Below are 19,834 nucleotides of genomic sequence, written 5' to 3' on the forward strand. Positions count from 1 at the left end.
TGTTTGTAAATAAATGATGCCAACTTCGGGCCTCAAATTCTGCAGGATTGGCAAAAACCATTAGCTGATAATCGGTTAATTACACTATCTTATGCCAACTTACCTGCCGGTAAGCCTGATAACTATCGGCCAGCAGAGCCGCACGACATCACAGACAGGAACCACTTCATGACAGATCAAACCAAAGATACGCTGCAAAACGCAGAAAGCCCGGATAAGCTCCGGCGTAGTCTTCATAACCGTCATATTCAGCTGATTGCTATTGGCGGTGCCATCGGAACCGGCCTGTTTATGGGGTCTGGTAAAACCATCAGTCTGGCGGGACCGTCGATCATTTTTGTCTATATGATCATCGGTTTTATGCTGTTCTTTGTGATGCGCGCGATGGGCGAGCTATTGCTCTCCAATCTTGAATATAAATCTTTCAGCGATTTCGCCGCTGACCTGCTTGGCCCGTGGGCCGGTTATTTTACCGGATGGACCTACTGGTTCTGCTGGGTGGTGACCGGCATAGCCGACGTGGTCGCCATCAGCTCCTATTTCCAGCTCTGGTTCCCCGATTTCTCTATCTGGATGAGCGCCCTGCTTTGTGTTGTGGCCTTTCTGGCGCTTAACATTGTTACGGTTAAGCTGTTTGGCGAGCTGGAGTTCTGGTTTGCCATTATCAAAATCGTGGCCATCGTTGCGTTGATTGTTACCGGCATTGTCCTGGTGGCGATGCATTACCCTTCTCCGGGCGGCGGCACGGCTTCGCTGTCGAATATCTGGAATGAAGGCGGTATGTTCCCGAAAGGATTAAGCGGCTTCTTTGCCGGTTTCCAGATTGCTGTATTTGCTTTTGTCGGCATTGAACTGGTAGGCACCGCCGCAGCTGAAACGCACGACCCGCATAAGGTATTGCCACGGGCAATTAATGCCATTCCGATTCGCGTTATTATGTTTTATGTGCTGGCGCTAATGGTGATTATGGCGGTAACGCCCTGGACACACGTAGTCGCCGACCGCAGTCCATTTGTAGAAATGTTTATGTTGATTGGCCTGCCAGCGGCGGCCAGCATCGTGAACTTTGTGGTATTAACCTCTGCCGCCTCCTCGGCTAACAGCGGCATTTTCTCCACCAGCCGGATGCTCTACGGCCTTGCAGAACAGGGTGTGGCGCATCGCGCCTTTGGTCGTCTCTCAGCACGCGCGGTACCGACTGCAGGTCTGCTTTTCTCCTGCCTCTGTCTGCTGATTGGCGTGGCGCTGATTTACCTGATTCCGAATGTCATGACCGTGTTTACCATGGTCACTACCGTTTCGGCCATTCTTTTTATGTTTGTCTGGAGCATCATCCTCTGCTCTTACCTCGCCTATCGTAAAAAATATCCGCAGCGTCATCAGCAGTCGCGCTTTAAAATGCCGCTGGGCAAGCTGATGTGCTGGATATGTATGGCTTTCTTCGTGTTTGTCATTGTTCTGCTGACGCTACAGGAAGATACGCGCCAGGCGCTGATGGTTACGCCGCTGTGGTTTATTCTGCTGGGCATCGGCTGGTGGCTGCGTAGCCGTAAGGCAGCGGTGCGTTAACACCGGCCTGCTGCCAGAGTGACGTTCTGATACTGACAGCTTGTCAGCTCAGGGGCGAACGCAAGTTCGCCCCTTTTCGTTACAGACGCTGACGAAAGTGCCGCCACGTTTGCGTTAGTGAGGGTCTTGACGAAGCGAGCCGTGAAGGATGAGGGTTACGCGCCTGCGGAGCGCCCAGATCAAAAGTAAAGGTGAAATCTGGCGCTTCGCCCATACGCAAATCACTGATAAACAGTTTGCCGTCGCGCTGCTGCATGGCAAAAAAACCATGGCTAAACCAGGCGACACGCTCAACATGCGCATCTCCTTTCAGCTGTTGGTAGAGCGCAGCGCCACGATCGTGCATGCTGAGCTGCAGCGGTCGATGCGGCGCCAGCAGCGACCAGTAGCCCTCGTAGTAGTGCTCGGGCGTGACGGCGACTACGCGCCATACCAGCGTATTAAAAGCGGTGGGCGTTACCAGTAAATGAGGCTTAACGCCCAGCTGATGCGCCACCTGCGGAGCCACCTGATAAAGCGCAATTCCCTGCGCCGCCATGCTCCATAACAGATAGCCTGTACTGAGCGCCAAACCGGCGCGGCTCCAGCGCGGTTCGCGACGCCACAGGGCAACAATCAGGCAAATTATCAGCGGCAGCGTATACAGCGGATCGACAATATAAATGCTGCCAATAGCCCAGGGGTAATCGGTAAAGGGCAGCCCCAGCTGGGTGCCATATACGGTCATCAGATCGAGCAACGGGTGGGTGATCAACGCCAGCCAGACAGCAGGCCACCACTGGATCCACTGAAAGCGCTGTTTGACCACGCCGGCAAGCAGCCACGCCAGCAACGGTGAAAGCAACGTTAACCAGACCAGCGCATGGCTTTCGGTGCGATGCAGAGTCATATTGCGGATTGCATCACCGTGATCGAGAAAAACATCCAGATCGGGCAAGGTGCCGCAAAATCCGCCTACCAGCGCCGACTTCCAGAGCGGCGCTTTGCGCCCCATGACCGCCATGCCTACCGAGGCGCCCAAAACCAATTGCGAAACGGAATCCATGCTTGCTCCTGGGTTGCAACCTAACGCTATAAGCCTGGCGTAATTCCGTTTCGCTGAAGGTAAAGTTTTTTAATCACCTCTCAGCGCACGCGAATGCCTTCAATCACCATATGCTGCACGTTGCGCACCGCCTGGTTAAAAAACTCTTCGTCATTCAGCGTCTGACCGGTTATCGCCTCTACCTGAACGGCAAAATCTGCATAGTGTTGTGTGGTGGCCCACAGCATAAACACCAAATGCTGCGGCTCTACCGGCGCCAGCCGCTTTTGCGCCACCCAGTTTTCAATCACCTGCGATTTTTCATCTATCAACGCTTTAAGGTCGCTCTCAAGCTCGGCTTTCAGCAGCGGCGCGCCCTGCAGCATTTCCAGACAGAACAGTCGCGAAGCCTGGGGATGATCGCGCGATACCTCCATTTTCAGCTGGATATAGTGGCGAATCGCTGCCAGCGGCTCGTGATCTTCACGCAGCGCACGCAGCGGCGCTAACCAGACATCAAGGATCTCTTTCAGTACCGCGATATAGAGCGCTTCTTTAGAGGGAAAATAGTAAAGCAGATTGGTTTTTGATATACCGGCGCGCTCGGCCACTTTATCGAGGCGGGTGCCATGCATACCAAACTGCGAGAAGTATTCCAGCGCCGCGTTAAGAATTGCTGAACGCTTTGCCGCTGCTGCCTGTGAACGGCGTGTTGGTGCCTTATTTACCACTTTCACCCTGATCCTTTTTCTGAACAATGCCCGCGCTGCATCTTAGCAGCTGGTCGGTTCAGTTAAGAAGTAATTAACCGATCTCATTACCTGCTGATAGCAGATAGTGCCTTGCCTGATTTCTGTGCAGCAGGTTTTGACCAAATGGTCTGTTTTAGCGCATCGCCTGGCTGCTTCCGTTGCTGCACTTGTTAATTCCAGTTTGATATCAATTAGTTAAAAATATGGCACACCTCTTGCTTTAGTTGCCTTACGCGCCGCCGGAACAGGAAAGGCAGGAAGCCCCGCAGCGCACGTTGGTTAAACCACTTCCACGAGGGCTTCATATGAAAATTGGCGTTTTTATCCCGGTAGGTAATAACGGCTGGCTGATTTCCAGTCATGCGCCGCAGTACATGCCGACCTTTGCGCTGAACAAAGCGATTGTGCAGAAAGCGGAGCATTACCATTTCGATTTTGCTTTATCAATGATCAAACTGCGCGGTTTTGGCGGTAAAACTGAGTTCTGGGATCATAACCTGGAGTCCTTCACCCTGATGGCGGCGCTGGCCGCTGTGACCACGCGCATCGAAATCTATGCCACCGCTGCCACTCTCACTTTGCCGCCCGCTATTGTGGCGCGCATGGCCGCAACTATCGACTCGGTTGCGGAGGGACGTTTTGGCGTTAACCTGGTTACCGGTTGGCAGAAGCCAGAGTATGAACAGATGGGACTGTGGCCGGGCGATGACTATTTCTCGCGCCGTTACGACTATCTGACCGAATACGTTACGGTGTTACGTGACCTCTGGGGCAGCGGCAAATCCGATTTGAAAGGCGAATTTTTTACCATGAATGACTGTCGCCTGAGTCCTCGCCCGCAAAAAGCGATGAAGGTGATCTGCGCCGGTCAAAGCGACGCCGGAATGGCCTTTTCCGCCCAGCACGCTGACTATAACTTCTGCTTTGGCAAAGGGGTTAATACCCCGGCCGCCTTTGCGCCAACGGCAGCCCGCATGAAAGCCGCTGCAGAGACCGCCGGGCGCGACGTCGGTTCGTTTGTGCTGTTTATGATTATCGCCGATGAAACGGACGAGGCGGCGCGCGCAAAATGGGAACACTATAAGGCGGGCGCGGATGAGGAAGCCCTGGCCTGGCTTACCACTCAAAGCCAGCAGGACAAGCGTTCCGGCAGCGATACCAACGTGCGCCAGATGGCCGACCCCACCTCCGCAGTGAATATCAATATGGGCACGCTGGTGGGTTCGTATGCCAGCGTTGCGCGTATGCTGGATGAGGTCGCTGCCGTTGAGGGGACGCAGGGCGTGTTGTTGACCTTTGATGATTTTCTGCAGGGCATTGAGGCCTTTGGCGAGCATATTCAGCCGTTGTTAGCCTGCCGGACACACGTTATCGCCGCAGCGCAGGAGGTAGCCTGATGAACACGGTTATTTGTAGCAGCGTCAGCCAGCAGGCGACCGTTACGCTGCCCGCCCGTCCTGAAAACATTGCTCTCCCGCCAGCGCAAACGGCGCTGATTGTGGTGGATATGCAGAATGCCTACGCCACGCCTGGCGGCTACCTTGACCTGGCGGGCTTTGACGTTTCCGCCACCCAGTCGGTAATTGAAAATATTGCCGTCGCCGTACAGGCCGCGCGCGCCGCCGGCATTCAGATTATCTGGTTTCAGAATGGCTGGGACCCGCAGTACGTTGAAGCCGGGGATGCCGGCTCGCCTAATTACCATAAATCCAACGCATTAAAAACCATGCGCAAACAGCCGCAGCTACAGGGCAAACTGCTGGCCAAAGGCGGGTGGGACTATGCGCTGGTGGATCGTCTTCAGCCGCAGCCGGGCGATATTGTGCTGCCCAAGCCGCGCTATAGCGGCTTTTACCACACCCCGCTTGACGGCATGCTGCGCAGTCGCAACATCCGCCACCTGGTTTTCACCGGCATCGCCACCAATGTTTGTGTGGAATCGACGCTGCGCGACGGCTTTTTCCTGGAATATTTCGGCATCGTTCTGGAAGACGCGACTTATCAGGCAGGCCCAGCTTTTGCCCAACAGGCAGCGATTTTTAACATTGAGACTTTTTTCGGCTGGGTTTCCGATGTGAATACCTTTTGCGCCACGCTGGCTGAACCAGCGCTTAAGCGCCCGGCCTGAACCATTGCACCCACAGGAGCTATCGTCATGCCTAAACATGTGATTATTCCACCCGGCAGTGGAACCCCTATCGCCCCTTTTGTGCCCGGCACGCTGGCGGACGGCGTGGTGTATGTCTCAGGTACGCTGCCCTTCGATCGCGAAAACAATGTGGTTCATGTGGGCGATCCCGCCGCGCAGACGCGTCACGTCCTGGAAACCATTAAAAGCGTGATCGAAACGGCAGGCGGCACCCTGGAAGATGTGACCTTTAATGCGATTTTCCTTACCGACTGGAGCCACTACGCCACCATAAATCAGGCGTATGCCGAATACTTTCCGGGCGATAAACCGGCCCGTTTCTGTATTCAGTGCGGGCTGGTAAAACCAGAGGCGCTGGTAGAAATCGCCTCCACTGCGCATATCGCTAAGTGAGGCGCCAATGCATCTGGATATTACGGGCCTGCGCGGAGACTACGCACCGGTGCTGGTACTTGCGGCTGGCTTAGGCGGGCTGGGCAGCTTTTGGCTACCGCAGTTAAACGCGCTACGTGGACGCTATCGGGTCGTGAGTTACGACCAGCGCGGCACCGGCCGCAATGCTGACCGGCTGCCTGAAGGCTACAGCCTGCAGGATATGGCCGCCGAGCTGGCAGAAAGTTTGCGGCTGGCAGGCATTGAGCGTTTCGATCTGTTGGGACATGCGCTGGGTGGCCTGATTGGGCTACAGCTGGCGCTGGACTATCCCACACGCGTCAAACGCATTGTGGTAGTGAACGGCTGGCTTAGCCTTGATGCACATACGCGCCGCTGTTTTCGTGTTCGTCAGGATCTGTTGCTTAACGCAGGCGTTGAAGCCTGGGTGCGGGCGCAGCCGCTGTTTCTCTATCCTGCCGACTGGCTTTCCGCCCATCAGGCACGTATTGAGGCGGAAGATGCGCTGCACTGCGCCCATTTTCAGGGCATGGAAAACCTGCTGCTGCGCCTGCATGCGCTGATGAGCGCCGACTTTCGTTCGTTTGCCGCCGCCATCACCCAACCAGTGCTGGCGCTGTGCAGCCGCGATGACCTGCTGGTGCCCTGGATCTGCTCACAGCAGCTGTGCGAGGCGCTGCCCAACGCCACGTTCCGGCAAATGAACTGGGGCGGACATGCGATGAGCGTGACCGATAGCCCGGCCTTCAACGCGCTGCTGCTGGCATGGCTTGAGGCTACGCCTGACACCATGCAACCCACATCCGATGCGCTGCCAGAAACGCTGCGCAGCTAAACCGCTTACCACATAAGGAGTGATCATGTCGCATACCGCTTTATCCCCTGCGCTTTCCGCCGTGGAGAAACAGGATTTTCGTAACGCGATGGCACGCCTCGGTGCTGCCGTCAATATCATCACTACGGATGGGCCCGGTGGCCGCGCCGGTTTTACCGCATCGGCCGTTTGCAGCGTCACGGATTCGCCGCCGACGCTGCTGGTTTGCCTGAACCGCTCCGCCTCGGTATGGCCCTCGTTTATGCAAAACCAGGTGCTGTGCGTAAATATCCTTGCGGCGGAACATGAGGCGCTGTCGAACCTGTTCGGCGGTAAAACGCCGATGGCGGAGCGTTTTATTGCCGCAGAATGGTCCACGCTGCTCACTGGCGCACCGATACTGAACGGGGCCGTGGCCTCTTTCGACTGCCGCATCAGCCAGACGATTAGCGTCGGTACGCACGATATCCTGTTTTGCGAAGCGCAGGCGCTGGTTTGTAATCAACATGGCGCCGGCTTGATCTATTTCGATCGCGGCTATCACCATCTGTTACGGCAGGAAGCCCGTTAACCCCGCTGCGGCGGCTCATCCCTTTTCCCCTGCAGGAGAAAATAATGGCGCATTCCTGGTTTCCTCAATGGCATAAAAAAACGGCGATAAGCGAAGATGGCGTTATCGCCCCGGATGAGACGCTGCCACTGGGGCAGACAGTGATCCTCGGCCTGCAACATGCGGTGGCAATGTTTGGCGCAACCGTGTTAATGCCGCTCCTCATGGGGCTGGACCCCAATCTCGCCATCATGATGTCCGGCATTGGCACTCTGCTGTTTTTTCTGGTGACCGGCGGGCGAGTGCCTAGCTACCTCGGCTCCAGCGCCGCCTTTGTTGGCGTAGTGATTGCCGTTACCGGCTTTAACGGGCAGGGCCTTAATCCGCATTTAGGCGTCGCGCTGGGAGGCATTATCGCCTGCGGTCTGCTTTATACCTTGATTGGCATGGTGGTGGTCAAAGCGGGCACGCGCTGGATTGAACGGCTTATGCCGCCGGTGGTCACCGGCGCGGTGGTGATGGCGATCGGGCTGAATCTGGCGCCTGTAGCGGTGCGCAGCGTCTCCGCGTCGGTATTTGACAGCTGGATGGCGGTGCTGACCATTCTCTGTATCGGCACGGTAGCGGTGTTTACCCGTGGCATGGTACAGCGTCTGCTGATCCTGGCAGGGCTTATTATTGCCTGGGCGCTCTATGCGTTGTTGACCAACGGGTTTGGTCTCGGCAAGCCGGTTGATTTTAATCCGATTGCCAGCGCGCCATGGTTTGGTTTTCCGCAGCTTACCGCGCCGGTTTTTTCAGTGTCAGCTATCACCATGATCGCGCCGGTGGCGGTTATTTTGGTGGCGGAAAATCTTGGGCATATCAAAGCAGTGGCGAGCATGACCGGACGTAACCTCGACCCCTATATCGGACGCGCCTTCATCGGCGACGGGCTGGCAACCCTGCTTTCCGGCAGCGTTGGCGGTAGCGGCGTCACCACCTATGCAGAAAACATCGGCGTGATGGCGGTTACGCGCGTTTACTCCACGCTGGCTTTTGTGGCCGCGGCGTTAATTGCCTTGTTCCTTGGCTTCTCACCAAAATTTGGCGCGCTGATCCATACCCTTCCCGCGCCGGTCATTGGCGGAGCCTCAATCGTGGTGTTCGGTCTGATCGCCGTAGCGGGCGCGCGCATTTGGCTGCAGAATCAGGTTGATCTGAGCAAGAACGGCAATTTGATTATGGTTGCGGTTACGCTGGTGCTGGGCGCAGGCGACTTCTCGCTGAAAATCGGTGCCTTTACGCTCGGCGGAATCGGCACCGCCACCTTCGGGGCAATTATGCTGCATGCCATCCTGCGTTATCGCCGCAGTTCGTCCTTTAGCGAGGCGGAGATCCTGCGGCAGAATCGTTAGCTTCTACTCTTCCACGGCGGGTTGGCTTTTTGCCCGCCTTTTCAGTTTACATTCACTCACCAGCACGCCCAGCACAATTAATGCGCCGCCCAGCAGCGCCGTGCCGGGCAGCCGTTCGCCAGCAATACGCCCCACTACGCCCGCCCATACCGGCTCGCCGGCATAGATAACCGTGGCTCGCGTGGGTGAAACGCTGCGCTGTGCCCAGTTCATCGTTACCTGAATCAGCGCGCTGGCGAGTCCCAGTCCCAGCGCACTGCCCCAAAGCCAGGTTGACATAGCGGGCACGCTTTCACCGTTGGGCTGCATCATCAGAAAAGAAAACAGAGATGCCACGCCCAGCTGCACAATGGTGACGCGGCGAATATCGACTTTGCCTGCGCTGGCACCGATCAGAATAATTTCCGCCGCAATCGCCAGCGTACTAAGCAACGTCGCGATTTCGCCTCGATTCAGCGTCAAGCCACCGCTCTCTGGTCCCGCCACCAGTAGCAGTCCGATAAAAGCCAGCGCTACACCACACCACGCCATCAGGCCAGGCATTTTGCCCAGAAAGACCCACTGTAGTAGCGGCACCAGCGGCACATATAACGCGGTAATAAAGGCAGACTGACTGCCAGAGATGGTTTGCATGCCCCAGGTTTGTAAGCCATAGCCGCAACCAATCGCGATGCCGATCCAGAACCCCGCCAGCAGTTCATGCCGCGTAAAGCCGCCCAGCGTGCGCCATGAAAAGAGCAGCAGGAGCAGCGTTGCGGTGGCGAAACGCACGCCGACGAAAAAGAAAGGGCCGCTCATGGTCATCGCATGATGCACCACCATAAAGGTGCCGCCCCAGATCATGGTAATAAAAATCAGGATGCCTTCCTGCAGCGTAAGCGTCCATTTGTAGCGAGATAACCGGCCCAAGATATTTATCCATTCCTTACAACGAAGGCTGCCAGTGTGCTTGTCTCACCACATCGGGTCAATGGTGCTAACGGCTTCCAGGCAAGCTTGTGGAGTTCTTCTATACTCTGTTACTGAAGTTATCTTTCATTGCTACAGGAGAACGTTATGTCACAGAAACAATCCCAGCAGAGTAAAGACGATCCAAAACAGGCGCCGGAATCAGGTGATAAAAAGCCTGCTAACCCGAAAAAATAAACGCGCCCGGCTGACCGCCGTAGAGATCGAAACTATTCCACAGGGAGCTGAACAATGGCAAAAATTCTGGTGCTGTATTATTCCATGTATGGTCACGTTGAAACCATGGCGCAGGCCGTTGCCGAAGGCGCAAGCCGCGTTAGCGGCGCTGAGATAACCGTCAAACGCATACCTGAAACCATGGATGCTGAACGCTTTGCTCAGGTTGGCGGTAAAACGCAGCAGGATGCGCCGGAAGCGACCCCAGAAGAACTGCCGCAGTACGATGCTATTTTGTTCGGCACCCCTACCCGTTTTGGCAATATGTCTGGTCAGATGCGTACTTTTCTCGATCGCACTGGCGGGCTGTGGGCCTCTGGTGCGCTTTACGGCAAGCTGGCCAGCGTATTTACCTCAACCGGCACCGGCGGCGGTCAGGAGCAGACCATTACCTCCACCTGGACCACGCTGGCGCACCACGGCATGGTGCTTGTGCCTATCGGCTACGGCACTAAAGAGATGTTTGATATCAGTCAGGTTCGCGGCGGCACGCCTTATGGCGCGTCTACCTATGCCGGCGGTGATGGCTCTCGGCAACCAACGGCAGAAGAGCTAACTATTGCTCGCTTTCAGGGCGAGCATGTCGCCCGGCTGGCGGTAAAAATCAACGGATAGTCTCAATCAACACAGGAGAACATTATGGCAACGCAACAATCCAAAGCACATCATGTTGGCGAATGGGCAAGCCTGCGCCATACCTCACCTGAGATTGCTGAGGCAATTTTTGAAGTCGCAAATTACGATGAAAAACTGGCGGAAGAGATTTGGCGCCAGCAGGGTAATGACGACGTGCTGTTTCGCGCCTTCGATAAAACCGATGCAGATGTCCTGACCTGGGACGATGTGGTAGTGGAACGTAAAAACGTTTAGTCCGCCATGATATCTGCGGGCGGGAATTTCCCGCCCTTTTTATTTTTATTCCGCGAAAGGAGTCCTCTATGTCTACCTACCAGTCTGTTAACCCTGCGACCAATGAAGTCACTAAAACCTGGCCTGCGCATAGCGATGAGTATGTTGAAGACGCGCTGGCAACTGCCGCGCAGCTTTATCAGTCAGCCTGGTCGAAGGGCGATATCCAGCCGCGTATCCAGGTATTACATAAACTGGCAGACCTGATCGACAGTCGTGCAGAAGAGTTGGCTAAAATCGCCAGTCTTGAAATGGGTAAATTGCTGAAACAGAGCCGTGGCGAAGTGCAGATTTGCGCGCAAATCGCCCGCTATTATGCAGAGCATGCCGAAAAATTTTTACAGCCGGTGCCCTATCCCACTGATTTGGGTGAAGCATGGGTTGAACATCATCCGCTTGGCGTTCTGGTCGCTGTCGAGCCGTGGAACTTCCCTTACTATCAGCTCATGCGCGTGCTGGCACCCAATCTGGCGGCTGGTAATCCGGTACTGGCAAAACATGCGGCGATTGTCCCGCACTGCGCCAGCATCTTTGAGCAGCTGGTGCTGGAAGCAGGTGCGCCAAAAGGCGCCTGGACTAACCTTTTTATCTCCAGCGAGAAAGTGGCTGAACTGATCGCCGACGATCGCGTTCAGGGCGCCGCGTTGACTGGTTCTGAGCGCGCAGGCAGCGCCGTCGCACAGCAGGCCGGCAAATATCTAAAGAAAACCACTCTTGAACTGGGCGGCAATGATGTGTTTGTGGTGCTGGACGACTGCGATTTAGAAGAAGCGGTTAAACAAGGCGTCCAGGCGCGTTTGAGCAATGCCGGTCAGGTCTGTACCGCGGCGAAACGCTTTATCGTTCAGCGCAGCGTTGCCGATCGTTTCCTGGAAAAATTCACTGAGGCCTTCAAAGCAGTGAAAATCGGCGATCCGCTGGATGAAAACAGCACGCTTGGTCCGCTTTCCTCTACCAGCGCGCGCGATACGCTGATTAAACAGGTTGAGGAGGCGGTCGCTAAAGGCGCGACGCTGCATTACGGCGGCGAGGCGCTATCCGGCCCCGGCTGTTTCTATCAACCCACTATTCTGACCAATATCACACGTGACAATCCCGCCTATTTCACCGAATTTTTCGGTCCGGTGGCGCAGGTTTATGTGGTTGAGAACGACGACGAGGCGGTACAGCTGGCCAATGATTCCCATTACGGCCTCGGCGGTGCCGTGTTTACCGGCGATATCGCGCGCGGTAAGCGTATGGCTGCGCGCATCGAAACCGGCATGGTGTTTATCAATTCCGCCAGCGATACCGCTGCAGAGCTGCCTTTCGGCGGCGTTAAACGTTCCGGCTATGGACGTGAGCTGTCCGATTTGGGCATTAAAGAGTTCGTGAATCAGAAACTGGTAGTGGTTTCCGGTCAGTAAGCGGACGGATCCATAAAAAAGGGAGCCTGAGGCTCCCTTTTTATTCTCTGTCTGGGATCAGCTGGCAGATCCTGCCTGTGTTGTCGGTGCCTGCTGCGCTTTCTCATCAGCGGCTTTTGGCTGTGGTTCAGCTTTTGGCTGTGCAGCAGATTCGGCTTTCTCGCTTGCCGCTTTATCTTTTGCAGCCTGCTCAGCATCCGCTTTGGCTTTAGCCGCAGCGGCCTTCGCTTTCTCTGCATCCGCCTGCGCTTTCTCTGCCGCAGCTTTCGCGGCATCGTCCTCCCCAGCGGCCTGTTTTTCCGTAGCTTTTGCCTGCTGGTCAGCTTTAGCGGCGTCCGCTTTATTCACCGGTGCATCCACTGCGGCTTTGTTGGCTGCGGGTTTATCCGCGGCAGCTTTGTCCGCAACTGACTTACCGGCAGCAGGTTTGGCTGCAGCAGGTTTATCAGCCGCTGGCTTATCGGCGGCCGGTTTAGCTGCCGCTGCATTATCCTGTGCTGTTTTGGCCTCTGGTGCCGGTTTTACAGCAGCAGGCTGCAGCGCGGTGCCCTGCAATGCTGCATTCAATGCATTGCTGAACTGCTCCCATGAACAGAAACCGTTCGCATCCGTCTGGCAGCCGTTAAGCTGCAGCGTTACGCGTTTTGGCGGGTTTTTCAGGCTAAGCGCTTCGGCATCACGTAACTGCTCGGCGGTCTGGTAAACATATTCAATTTTCACCAGATCTTTATCTGCTTTCGCATCGTGCCAGCGCTCAAAAACAACCTGGCCGCCAATCGGCGTTTTCTCATACTGTCCCGGCAGCGTATAGGCTTTGGTATCCAGCGCTGCCAGCAGCGAAGCGATATTTGAGTCATGACCCACCATCAGCGTTACTTTTGGCGCAGAGGCTTTATCCTGATCCACCAGCTGGCTGCGAATGTAATCAATCAGCGGCGCTGCTACTTCCCGGGCAATTTCCGGCGAGGTAAACAGCGCATCCTGATAGCCGTTTTTAATCGCCGCCAGCTCCTGCCACTGTTCTGGGGTTTTAATCTGTCCCCAGGCGACCTGCTCCAGCGGGAAGCCCTGATAATATTGCAGGGTAAAGGCGTCCACCAGCGAATTACCCACTTTCAGCGGACCGGCAACGTTAGGTTCTTTGCCATTTTCCGCGCTGAATTTGTTTTGGTTATCGCTGCTCAGCGTGCACTGCTTTTTGCCGTTGCAGGCCGGTGAGTTTTTATAATCGACAATTTTTTCCAGACGCTGGAAGGCGGGCTTAAGGCTCAGCTTTTCACCTTGCGCATTCAGGGCCGCCAGCGCTTTCTTGTTGAACTCTTCGCTGTCGTTACTGATGACCGGGCTGAATACGGGATCCATAGTACCCATTTCATCCTGATGCGTTACGGTAACGTCGCAGCCGGGAAACGCGCCGGTAACAAAATATTGTGCTGTCGCGACGGTACGTTGCAAGCTGTTGGCATAGGCAAATACCTCGCTGGAAGCCGGACAGGCATCGTTTTTCATCAGTCCCTGCTGCGCCAGCCACTCGCGCGTATAACGCCCCATATAGACCTCCAGCACGCCGCCTTTGGTGGTCAGCTCGCCGCCCGCCACATCCCACTGCGGCCAGGCTTTTTTGGTCGCCTGCGCCAGCAGACTGCCGTTATCAGCCAGCGGAGCCCGCAGGTTATGACGGCTAATCATTAATACCTGCTGGAGTTGCAGATCGCCGTCAGCGGCGTGGGCAGAAAATCCTAAGGGTAACGCCGCAATAACCGACAATGCGCAAAGACTGAGTTTTTTGATCATTGTTACTGTTCCATTCGATCTGATGATGACTGGCTGACCGCTGACCGCTGGGGCGTCAGCGCCAATAATGGGTATAGCATTACGCCCGACGCCATAATGCACAGCAGTCGGAAGCAGGCTTTATATCGTATCAGGACTATAGCAGACGTGCGACACTGCGCTTTAATCTGTTTAGCTAATTGAAAAGTAACGAAATGTTTTGGAAAGGCATCCGTTTGCGCCCGCTGGCGTCGACAAGATAAAAGAAAAAAGGCGAATTCTGACAAATTAGCCGGGCGTGAACAAGATTTAGCTGGCTTTGCTCTTGCAGACAGGGATTGCAGGCATAAAAAAAGCCAGCACGCTGTGCTGGCTCTTAAAATTTGGCGGAGGAGGAGAGATTCGAACTCTCGGATGGTTTCCCATCGGCGGTTTTCAAGACCGCTGCCTTAAGCCACTCGGCCACCCCTCCGCAAGACAATCCACAACTGCGTTGCGACGTGTCATATTGTGCGACGAAGTCTAACGGCTTGATTCTGCTTGTGCAAGCCTCTTTTATGCAAAAAAGATCTGACTGATTATTTTCGCAGCGTCGCGCTGAAAACATAAGCAAAACCGCTTACGGCACAAACGAAAACGGGCCAGCATTGCTGCTGACCCGTTGTAATTCAGTGGCGGAGGAGGAGAGATTCGAACTCTCGGATGGTTTCCCATCGGCGGTTTTCAAGACCGCTGCCTTAAGCCGCTCGGCCACCCCTCCGCAATGAGGCGAACTATAAACACCCCTCAGCGCAATGTAAATAGTCAGGCTTGCTGTTCGCCTGAAAAACAGCCAAACCCTTTTTATTTGCTGGCTTAATCACCATTTGGTTCACAAAAACAGCGGCTTCACGCGTAAAGAAGGGTAAAGCGCCTTTTCCCTTTCCGCCGCGCTTCGTATGCTCTGCGCTAAGATTGTTACCCCTGTATGAGGTGCATTATGGATCGTATTGTTTCCCGCTCTGGTACCGGCACATCGTTGCTGAGTACTCATAAAGTTTTGCGTAATACCTATTTCCTGCTGGGGCTGACGCTGGCCTTTTCTGCCGCGACCGCAACCGCCAGTACCTTACTGAACCTGCCTGCGCCTGGCCTGATTCTGATGCTGGTGGGTTTTTATGGCTTGATGTTTTTAACCTACCGCCTGGCCAATAGTCCGGCCGGTATTGTGGCCGCTTTCGCCTTTACTGGCTTTCTCGGCTATAGCCTGGGCCCGATCCTGAACTCCTTCCTGTCGGCAGGCATGGGCGATGCCATTGCGCTGGCGCTGGGCGGTACCGCTCTGGTGTTTTTCTGTTGCTCCGCCTATGTGCTGACAACGCGCAAGGATATGTCTTTCCTTGGCGGCATGATGATGGCGGGATTTGTAGTGCTGCTGGTTGCGGTGGTTGCTAACCTGTTCCTGCAGTTGCCGGCTCTGCAGCTGGCTATCAGCGCCCTGTTTATTCTGTTTTCTACTGGTGCGATCCTGTGGGAAACCAGCAATATTATTCACGGCGGTGAAACCAACTATATTCGCGCCACCATTAGCCTCTATGTCTCGCTGTACAATATTTTTATCAGCCTGCTGAGCATTCTTGGCTTCTCACGTAATAACTAAACGCCCTCCGCGTATCGTTTTGCATGCCTGATTAAGGCCTCGCCCACCGGCGGGGCCTTATTTTTTGCCGCCGTTAAGTTTGCTAAGATAGCCACCGGTTAAACAAGTGAGGCCATATTGTGCTGTTTGAAGGTAAAGAAATTGCGCGCGACGCTCAGGGCTATCTGCTGAATTCTGCGGACTGGAGCGAAGCGCTGGCGCTGCATATCGCAGCTGAAGAAGCGATTACAATGAGCGAAGCGCACTGGGAAGTGGTGCATTTTGTTCGTGAGTTTTATCTGACCTACAATACCTCTCCGGCAGTAAGAATGCTGGTAAAAGCGATGGCGCAGAAGTACGGCGAGGAAAAAGGCAACAGCCGCTATCTGTTTCGTCTGTTTCCCGATGGCCCGGCAAAGCAGGCGACCAAAATAGCCGGCCTGCCCAGGCCGGTTAAATGCCTGTGACGCTTAAGCGAAGCAGCCCCTGCCCCGCTCTGATTAGCCTATGGTAAAGCGCTGCGGGCGCTCACCCGCATGATGCGGCTCTGTTAATACGCGATCGACGCGCGCGCTGCGTGGCCCACCAGCCTTTAACCAGGCCACCAGCTGTTCCAGAGCCTCGCTTGCGCCACAGGCAAGCACTTCCACGCTGCCGTCATCCAGATTGCGCGCATAGCCGGTTAATCCAAGCTGCTGCGCCTGCATCTGGGTGCTGTAGCGAAACCCTACGCCCTGCACCTGACCATGAACCCAGGCTTTAATACATTGTTGCGTCATTGCGCGCTCCCCTGATGTCCGCTGATTGCATTTTGCCGGTAACCACCGGACAATGTCGCTTCATTTTCCGTTGGTAAGCATAGCAAAATATGACCGTTCGATTGATTCTCGCTAAGGGACGTGAAAAGTCCCTGCTCCGTCGTCATCCCTGGGTTTTTTCCGGCGCCGTTGCGCGTATGGAAGGTAAAGCCCAGCGCGGTGAAACCATTGACGTTTGTGACAGCCAGGGTAAATGGCTGGCCCGCGCAGCCTTTTCACCCGATTCGCAAATCCGCGCACGTGTCTGGAGCTGGCAGCAGGACGAATCTGTCGATATCGCTTTTTTTGTCCGCCGCCTGCAGGCAGCCCAGCAGCTGCGTGACTGGCTGGCGGTACGGGATGGCCTGGACAGCTACCGTTTGATCGCCGGTGAGTCTGACGGCATGCCGGGCGTGACGATCGATCGTTTTGGCTCCTTTTTGGTGTTGCAACTGCTTTCTGCCGGTGCGGAGTATCAGCGCCCAGCAATTATTTCCGCGCTGCAGCAGTGCTATCCCGACTGTAACATCTACGACCGCTCCGATGTGGCCGTACGCAAGAAAGAAGGACTGGAGCTGACCCAGGGGCCAGTTTGTGGGGCATTACCGCCCGATCTGCTGTCGATTAGCGAACATGGCATGAAGCTGCTGGTAGATATTCGTACCGGCCACAAGACCGGCTACTATCTGGATCAGCGCGACAGTCGCTTTGCTACCCGGCGCTATGCGCAAGATAAACGCGTGCTTAACTGCTTCTCCTATACCGGCGGCTTCGCTGTTTCTGCTCTGCTTGGTGGCTGTAGTGAGGTTATCAGCGTGGATACGTCGCAGGCGGCGCTGGATGTGGCGCGTCAGAACGTAGAACTGAACGGGCTGGATGTCAGTAAGGCGCAATTCCTGCGCGATGATGTGTTTAAACTGTTGCGCCGCTATCGCGATAACGGCGAAAAATTTGATCTTATCGTGATGGATCCGCCTAAGTTTGTTGAAAACAAAAATCAGCTGGCAGGCGCATGTCGTGGCTATAAAGACATTAATATGCTGGCGATGCAGCTGCTGAATCCGGGCGGCATGCTGATGACCTTCTCCTGTTCAGGACTGATGGCAACTGATTTATTTCAGAAAATTATCGCTGACGCCGCCGTTGACGCTCATCGTGATGTACAATTTATAGAGCAGTTCCGTCAGGCGGCGGATCACCCGGTTATCGCCAGCTATCCTGAAGGTCTCTATCTGAAGGGATTTGCCTGCCGCGTGCTGTAACTTGAAAACGATGCTTTTATCCCCATATTTGTGGTTAAAGGCAATGTTTGTCAGGAGGTATTGATGATTGCCAGTAAATTTGGAATTGGTCAGCAGGTGCGTCATAAGATGCTGGGCTTTCTGGGCGTGGTGGTTGATGTCGATCCCGAGTATTCGTTAGACGACCCTGATATTGATGATGTGGGCGCAAATGAGATGTTACGTACGGCGCCCTGGTATCATGTCGTTACCGAAGACGATGACGGTGAGCCGATTCATACCTATCTGGCCGAAGCACAGCTTGCAGGCGAAGCGCAAACCGTTCATCCCGAACAGCCTTCGCTGGATGAACTGGCCGAGTCAGTTCGTCAACAGCTTTTATCCCCTCGCTTACGTCACTAATATTATGCCTGGCGCGCCAGGCATCTCATTTTCTCTACGCTGCGCGATCAGTTCGCCTGATTTTTCAGTAACCCCAGCCGCGGGATCTCAATTTTTGGACAGCGGTCCATGATCACGTTTAGCCCTGCTTCTCCAGCCAGTACCGCAGCCTGTTCATTGATCACCCCCTGCTGCAGCCAGAGCGTCTTCGCACCGATAGCAATCGCCTCCTGCGCCACGCCCCACGCCGCCTCTGAATTACGGAACACATCCACCATGTCAACCGGCACAGGAATGTCTGCCAGCGTGGCATATACTTTTTGTCCCAGTAATGTCTGGCCTGCCAGCTTTGGGCTGACCGGAATAACCTGATAGCCCTGCTGTAACAGCCAGGCCATCACGCCATAGCTGGCACGGGTTGGTTTATCGCTGGCCCCCACTAACGCAATAGTACGGGTAGAACGCAGCACGTCGGCAATCATTTGATCGTTCATGAATGACTCCTGATACAATGGTTTGACCCATTTTAGGTTATTTACGGTTCGGTAATGAATTGCTGGCATTCATCTGCACATTTAGCGATTCAGGGCACAAAATAATATGTTAAAATGTTAACACACTGCCATAATGTAAGAATTTGATACATTCACTGCCGGGATTCCCGTGCGCCTTCTGGAGAAATAATGAAGCTGCGTTTGATCTGTTCAGGTATGTTTGCGTTGTTGTTCGCAACGTCCTGTTACGCGACTACGCTCAGGCTCGATCCCAATATCGATCTACTGGTACTGGACGGACGCAAAATTTCAGGCTCGCTGCTCAAGGGAGCTGAAGGACTGGAGCTGGACAATGGGGAGCATCAGCTTCTGTTCCGCGTTGAAAAAGTACTCGACACTTCTCATGGCAACGTAAAGCGTAGCTATATTTCCGCCCCTTTGATCGTGACATTTGTCGCCAAAGCCAAATCCATTTCTATTCGGCTTCCCGCGCTGGAAAACCTGCGCGATCGTCGCCAGTTTGATAAAAACAGCGCGTTTATCCTGGTAGACGAAAAAGGTCAGACGGTTGAAAGCCGCCGCGATCGCCTTCCCCTGCTGCAGGGACATCAGACCGATCTGGAAAAAGCGCTGATAGCCTATAACCGCAACGGTCAGGTGGCATCCGTTCCCCGTTTTGCTCAGCAACCGCCATTAAGCATGCAACAGGACAAATTCCCGGTTGATGTGGTAGGCGCCAATATGCCCGCAGAGCGTATGCTGCAACTCTGGTTTCATCAGGTCGACAGCGCCACGCGCCAGCGCCTGGTAAGCTGGATGAAAGCGCTACGGCCAAGTTGATGTTTACCGCTCCGCAGCGGTAAACTCTGGGTTTGTTTCCCTATTTTTACCTTATTCTCAACAGGATGCATCAATGGAGCAAACCAGCCGTATTCTTGCCGAAGCGAAAACCATTGCCCTGGTGGCACACGATCATTGTAAAACCGCACTGCTGGAGTGGGTCAGCCAGCACAAAACGCTGCTGGATGCACACAGGCTCTATGCCACCGGCACCACGGGCAATTTGATCCAGCGGGCTACCGGCCTTGAGGTTAATGCCATGCTCAGTGGCCCAATGGGCGGCGATCAGCAGGTAGGCGCGCTAATCGCCGAAGGTAAAATCGATCTGTTGATCTTCTTCTGGGATCCGCTGAACGCCGTGCCGCACGATCCAGATGTAAAAGCGCTGCTGCGTCTTGCCACCGTCTGGAATATCCCAACGGCCACTAACCGTTCCACCGCTGACTTCCTGATCCAGTCACCGTTATTTAATCAGGCGGTTACCATTCAGATTCCCGATTATCAAAACTATCTGCAGGCGCGCCTTAAATAAGCGCACCGGG

23 protein-coding genes and 2 tRNA genes are annotated in these 19,834 nt (G+C 54.8%); 17 read left to right on the top strand and 8 right to left on the bottom strand.

Annotated elements, in window-relative coordinates; all coding sequences use genetic code 11:
* Positions 1-168: 168 nt before the first annotated feature.
* The gene (cycA, locus tag ACQE32_RS07775; RefSeq protein ID WP_426974282.1) at positions 169-1,569 is read left to right on the top strand and encodes a D-serine/D-alanine/glycine transporter; all 1,401 of its coding nucleotides are present in this window, start codon (positions 169-171) and stop codon (positions 1,567-1,569) included.
* Positions 1,570-1,648: 79 nt separating this feature from the next.
* Here the strand turns inward: cycA and ACQE32_RS07780 are convergent, their stop codons facing one another.
* Both ACQE32_RS07780 and rutR read right to left on the bottom strand, forming a co-directional pair.
* Complete coding sequence (locus ACQE32_RS07780) at positions 1,649-2,614, bottom strand: metal-dependent hydrolase (protein WP_427021597.1); 966 nt, start codon at positions 2,612-2,614, stop codon at positions 1,649-1,651.
* An 80-nt stretch (positions 2,615-2,694) separates the two neighbouring features.
* Positions 2,695-3,330: an HTH-type transcriptional regulator RutR gene (rutR, locus tag ACQE32_RS07785; protein WP_426974280.1), complete on the bottom strand. Its 636-nt coding sequence runs from the start codon at positions 3,328-3,330 to the stop codon at positions 2,695-2,697.
* 320 nt (positions 3,331-3,650) lie between these two features.
* Here rutR and rutA point away from each other — a divergent pair, with 320 nt between their 5' ends.
* The 6 genes from rutA to rutG are packed head-to-tail and all read left to right on the top strand — an operon-like array spanning position 3,651 to position 8,648.
* On the top strand, positions 3,651-4,742 hold the full coding sequence (gene rutA, locus ACQE32_RS07790; protein ID WP_426974279.1) for a pyrimidine utilization protein A: 1,092 nt from the start codon (positions 3,651-3,653) through the stop codon (positions 4,740-4,742).
* Positions 4,742-5,473 (top strand): pyrimidine utilization protein B, encoded by a 732-nt coding sequence (gene rutB / locus ACQE32_RS07795; RefSeq protein WP_426974278.1) that lies wholly within the window; start codon positions 4,742-4,744, stop codon positions 5,471-5,473. The genes rutA and rutB overlap by 1 nt, the downstream gene beginning before the upstream one ends.
* Positions 5,474-5,500: 27 nt before the next feature.
* The gene (gene rutC / locus ACQE32_RS07800; protein WP_426974277.1) at positions 5,501-5,887 is read left to right on the top strand and encodes a pyrimidine utilization protein C; all 387 of its coding nucleotides are present in this window, start codon (positions 5,501-5,503) and stop codon (positions 5,885-5,887) included.
* A 7-nt stretch (positions 5,888-5,894) separates the two neighbouring features.
* The gene (gene rutD, locus ACQE32_RS07805) at positions 5,895-6,722 is read left to right on the top strand and encodes a pyrimidine utilization protein D (protein ID WP_426974276.1); all 828 of its coding nucleotides are present in this window, start codon (positions 5,895-5,897) and stop codon (positions 6,720-6,722) included.
* Positions 6,723-6,747: 25 nt separating this feature from the next.
* Positions 6,748-7,272, top strand: a complete 525-nt coding sequence (gene rutF, locus ACQE32_RS07810) for an NADH-dependent FMN reductase RutF (RefSeq protein ID WP_426974275.1) — start codon at positions 6,748-6,750, stop codon at positions 7,270-7,272.
* Positions 7,273-7,316: 44 nt separating this feature from the next.
* On the top strand, positions 7,317-8,648 hold the full coding sequence (gene rutG / locus ACQE32_RS07815) for a pyrimidine utilization transport protein G (RefSeq protein ID WP_426974274.1): 1,332 nt from the start codon (positions 7,317-7,319) through the stop codon (positions 8,646-8,648).
* A 3-nt stretch (positions 8,649-8,651) separates the two neighbouring features.
* Here rutG and ACQE32_RS07820 read toward each other — a convergent pair whose 3' ends face one another.
* Positions 8,652-9,560 carry a DMT family transporter gene (locus tag ACQE32_RS07820; protein ID WP_426974375.1) on the bottom strand — a complete coding sequence of 303 codons (909 nt, stop codon included), beginning with the start codon at positions 9,558-9,560 and terminating at the stop codon, positions 8,652-8,654.
* A 144-nt stretch (positions 9,561-9,704) separates the two neighbouring features.
* Here ACQE32_RS07820 and ACQE32_RS07825 point away from each other — a divergent pair, with 144 nt between their 5' ends.
* From ACQE32_RS07825 to ACQE32_RS07840, 4 genes are all read left to right on the top strand, one after another.
* The gene (locus ACQE32_RS07825; protein WP_237172438.1) at positions 9,705-9,794 is read left to right on the top strand and encodes a hypothetical protein; all 90 of its coding nucleotides are present in this window, start codon (positions 9,705-9,707) and stop codon (positions 9,792-9,794) included.
* Between the two features lie 54 nt (positions 9,795-9,848).
* Positions 9,849-10,448 (top strand): NAD(P)H:quinone oxidoreductase, encoded by a 600-nt coding sequence (gene wrbA, locus ACQE32_RS07830; protein ID WP_427021598.1) that lies wholly within the window; start codon positions 9,849-9,851, stop codon positions 10,446-10,448.
* Positions 10,449-10,472: 24 nt separating this feature from the next.
* A complete protein-coding gene (locus ACQE32_RS07835) occupies positions 10,473-10,703 on the top strand; it encodes a YccJ family protein (protein ID WP_085072177.1) in 231 nt (76 codons plus the stop codon).
* A 68-nt stretch (positions 10,704-10,771) separates the two neighbouring features.
* Positions 10,772-12,148: an NAD-dependent succinate-semialdehyde dehydrogenase gene (locus tag ACQE32_RS07840; RefSeq protein ID WP_427021599.1), complete on the top strand. Its 1,377-nt coding sequence runs from the start codon at positions 10,772-10,774 to the stop codon at positions 12,146-12,148.
* Positions 12,149-12,205: 57 nt separating this feature from the next.
* On the opposite strand, the gene agp is transcribed toward ACQE32_RS07840, so the two are convergent.
* The 3 genes from agp to ACQE32_RS07855 all read right to left on the bottom strand — a co-directional run bounded on the left by agp (position 12,206) and on the right by ACQE32_RS07855 (position 14,681).
* Positions 12,206-13,942 (bottom strand): bifunctional glucose-1-phosphatase/inositol phosphatase, encoded by a 1,737-nt coding sequence (gene agp / locus ACQE32_RS07845; protein ID WP_427021600.1) that lies wholly within the window; start codon positions 13,940-13,942, stop codon positions 12,206-12,208.
* 363 nt (positions 13,943-14,305) lie between these two features.
* A tRNA-Ser gene (locus ACQE32_RS07850) sits at positions 14,306-14,393 on the bottom strand.
* A 200-nt stretch (positions 14,394-14,593) separates the two neighbouring features.
* A tRNA-Ser gene (locus ACQE32_RS07855) sits at positions 14,594-14,681 on the bottom strand.
* Positions 14,682-14,900: 219 nt separating this feature from the next.
* On the opposite strand from ACQE32_RS07855, the gene yccA reads away from it, so the two are divergent.
* Together yccA and ACQE32_RS07865 are read left to right on the top strand one after the other, a co-directional pair.
* The gene (yccA, locus tag ACQE32_RS07860; protein ID WP_085072180.1) at positions 14,901-15,560 is read left to right on the top strand and encodes an FtsH protease modulator YccA; all 660 of its coding nucleotides are present in this window, start codon (positions 14,901-14,903) and stop codon (positions 15,558-15,560) included.
* Between the two features lie 119 nt (positions 15,561-15,679).
* Entirely contained in the window at positions 15,680-16,006 is a 327-nt protein-coding gene (locus ACQE32_RS07865) for a TusE/DsrC/DsvC family sulfur relay protein (protein ID WP_426974270.1), read from the top strand.
* 33 nt (positions 16,007-16,039) lie between these two features.
* Here the strand turns inward: ACQE32_RS07865 and yccX are convergent, their stop codons facing one another.
* Positions 16,040-16,318, bottom strand: a complete 279-nt coding sequence (yccX, locus tag ACQE32_RS07870; RefSeq protein WP_427021601.1) for an acylphosphatase — start codon at positions 16,316-16,318, stop codon at positions 16,040-16,042.
* Between the two features lie 89 nt (positions 16,319-16,407).
* Here yccX and rlmI point away from each other — a divergent pair, with 89 nt between their 5' ends.
* Both rlmI and hspQ read left to right on the top strand, forming a co-directional pair.
* Positions 16,408-17,598: a 23S rRNA (cytosine(1962)-C(5))-methyltransferase RlmI gene (gene rlmI / locus ACQE32_RS07875; RefSeq protein ID WP_426981109.1), complete on the top strand. Its 1,191-nt coding sequence runs from the start codon at positions 16,408-16,410 to the stop codon at positions 17,596-17,598.
* Positions 17,599-17,661: 63 nt separating this feature from the next.
* Positions 17,662-17,979, top strand: a complete 318-nt coding sequence (hspQ, locus tag ACQE32_RS07880; RefSeq protein ID WP_085072184.1) for a heat shock protein HspQ — start codon at positions 17,662-17,664, stop codon at positions 17,977-17,979.
* A 47-nt stretch (positions 17,980-18,026) separates the two neighbouring features.
* Here the strand turns inward: hspQ and ACQE32_RS07885 are convergent, their stop codons facing one another.
* The gene (locus tag ACQE32_RS07885) at positions 18,027-18,452 is read right to left on the bottom strand and encodes a CoA-binding protein (protein ID WP_426974267.1); all 426 of its coding nucleotides are present in this window, start codon (positions 18,450-18,452) and stop codon (positions 18,027-18,029) included.
* 189 nt (positions 18,453-18,641) lie between these two features.
* On the opposite strand from ACQE32_RS07885, the gene ACQE32_RS07890 reads away from it, so the two are divergent.
* A complete protein-coding gene (locus ACQE32_RS07890; RefSeq protein WP_426974266.1) occupies positions 18,642-19,292 on the top strand; it encodes a DUF2057 family protein in 651 nt (216 codons plus the stop codon).
* Between the two features lie 73 nt (positions 19,293-19,365).
* Positions 19,366-19,824, top strand: coding sequence for a methylglyoxal synthase (locus ACQE32_RS07895; protein ID WP_085072187.1), 459 nt, complete (start codon positions 19,366-19,368; stop codon positions 19,822-19,824).
* The last annotated feature ends 10 nt before the right edge of the window (positions 19,825-19,834 follow it).

The sequence above is a fragment of the Pantoea sp. FN0302 genome (genome assembly GCF_050113775.1).
Classification (GTDB): Bacteria; Pseudomonadota; Gammaproteobacteria; order Enterobacterales; family Enterobacteriaceae; genus Mixta; species Mixta alhagi.

Excerpts from the sequence above, each read along its gene's own strand:
- cycA (WP_426974282.1), top strand. The coding sequence starts at position 169 with ATGACAGATCAAACCAAAGATACGCTGCAAAACGCAGAAAGCCCGGAT.
- ACQE32_RS07780 (WP_427021597.1), bottom strand. The coding sequence starts at position 2,614 with ATGGATTCCGTTTCGCAATTGGTTTTGGGCGCCTCGGTAGGCATGGCG.
- rutA (WP_426974279.1), top strand. The coding sequence starts at position 3,651 with ATGAAAATTGGCGTTTTTATCCCGGTAGGTAATAACGGCTGGCTGATT.
- rutB (WP_426974278.1), top strand. The coding sequence starts at position 4,742 with ATGAACACGGTTATTTGTAGCAGCGTCAGCCAGCAGGCGACCGTTACG.
- rutC (WP_426974277.1), top strand. The coding sequence starts at position 5,501 with ATGCCTAAACATGTGATTATTCCACCCGGCAGTGGAACCCCTATCGCC.
- rutD (WP_426974276.1), top strand. The coding sequence starts at position 5,895 with ATGCATCTGGATATTACGGGCCTGCGCGGAGACTACGCACCGGTGCTG.
- rutF (WP_426974275.1), top strand. The coding sequence starts at position 6,748 with ATGTCGCATACCGCTTTATCCCCTGCGCTTTCCGCCGTGGAGAAACAG.
- rutG (WP_426974274.1), top strand. The coding sequence starts at position 7,317 with ATGGCGCATTCCTGGTTTCCTCAATGGCATAAAAAAACGGCGATAAGC.
- ACQE32_RS07825 (WP_237172438.1), top strand. The coding sequence starts at position 9,705 with ATGTCACAGAAACAATCCCAGCAGAGTAAAGACGATCCAAAACAGGCG.
- wrbA (WP_427021598.1), top strand. The coding sequence starts at position 9,849 with ATGGCAAAAATTCTGGTGCTGTATTATTCCATGTATGGTCACGTTGAA.
- ACQE32_RS07835 (WP_085072177.1), top strand. The coding sequence starts at position 10,473 with ATGGCAACGCAACAATCCAAAGCACATCATGTTGGCGAATGGGCAAGC.
- ACQE32_RS07840 (WP_427021599.1), top strand. The coding sequence starts at position 10,772 with ATGTCTACCTACCAGTCTGTTAACCCTGCGACCAATGAAGTCACTAAA.
- agp (WP_427021600.1), bottom strand. The coding sequence starts at position 13,942 with ATGATCAAAAAACTCAGTCTTTGCGCATTGTCGGTTATTGCGGCGTTA.
- yccA (WP_085072180.1), top strand. The coding sequence starts at position 14,901 with ATGGATCGTATTGTTTCCCGCTCTGGTACCGGCACATCGTTGCTGAGT.
- yccX (WP_427021601.1), bottom strand. The coding sequence starts at position 16,318 with ATGACGCAACAATGTATTAAAGCCTGGGTTCATGGTCAGGTGCAGGGC.
- rlmI (WP_426981109.1), top strand. The coding sequence starts at position 16,408 with ATGACCGTTCGATTGATTCTCGCTAAGGGACGTGAAAAGTCCCTGCTC.
- hspQ (WP_085072184.1), top strand. The coding sequence starts at position 17,662 with ATGATTGCCAGTAAATTTGGAATTGGTCAGCAGGTGCGTCATAAGATG.
- ACQE32_RS07885 (WP_426974267.1), bottom strand. The coding sequence starts at position 18,452 with ATGAACGATCAAATGATTGCCGACGTGCTGCGTTCTACCCGTACTATT.
- ACQE32_RS07890 (WP_426974266.1), top strand. The coding sequence starts at position 18,642 with ATGAAGCTGCGTTTGATCTGTTCAGGTATGTTTGCGTTGTTGTTCGCA.
- ACQE32_RS07895 (WP_085072187.1), top strand. The coding sequence starts at position 19,366 with ATGGAGCAAACCAGCCGTATTCTTGCCGAAGCGAAAACCATTGCCCTG.